Annotated in this window: 1 protein-coding gene; it reads right to left on the reverse strand. The window is 62.5% G+C overall.

Annotated features, from left to right (window positions below):
• Positions 1-109: 109 nt before the first annotated feature.
• The coding region (locus tag AC1DTN_RS37765; protein WP_477925247.1) for a sodium:proton antiporter at positions 110-726 on the reverse strand (617 nt) is incomplete at its 5' end.

The following is a 726-nucleotide window of genomic DNA, read 5'->3' on the forward strand; positions in this document are numbered from 1 at the left end:
CTCCAGACCTCGTCGCTCGGGTTGGATTCCACCTCGAAGTGCTCTTGTAGGCGGGCGATGGTTTCGGGAAAGACTGAACGGGTGACGAGAACTTTGAGTTTGCTCATGATCAACGGAAGAAGATGAAGGTGGAGAGGACGWACAGCGGCACCAGAATGGCACCCGACCACAGCATGTAGCCGAAGAAGCTCGGCATGCGCACGCCGCGGCTTTCCGCGATGGCCTTGACCATCAGGTTGGGGGCGTTGCCGCAGYAGSTGTTGGCGCCCATGACGACGGCGCCAGAAAAAATGCCGGCCAGCATGACGGCGTAGATGCTCGGCAGTGCYTGCGGGTCGCCGCCGGCTGTRTTGAAGAAGACCAGGTAGGTCGGCGCATTGTCGAGAAASGAGCTCAGGATGCCGGTGGCCCAGAAGTACATCGCCGGGTCCGGCTGGCCSTCAGGCCGYGTSACKGCCGAGACGACGRCWCCGAAGGGCCCGTTGGCGCCCGCCTTGAGCATYGCGATYACCGGGATGATGGTCAGGAAGATGCCWGCGARCAGTTTYGCCACCTCGGCCATCAGCCCCCAGCCGAATTGATTGTCGGCATACCCCGACGGTGCCAGCAGCGGCCTTAAGGCGATCGACAGTGGGATGCCGGTAAGGGGCACGCCCCAGAGCGGCGAAAGGCGTGCGCCGTCGAAATCAACGAAGGCCATTGTCGGGATGGCGTACGTCACATTGC

The sequence above is a fragment of the Rhizobium sp. 01T444 genome, from assembly GCF_056398305.1.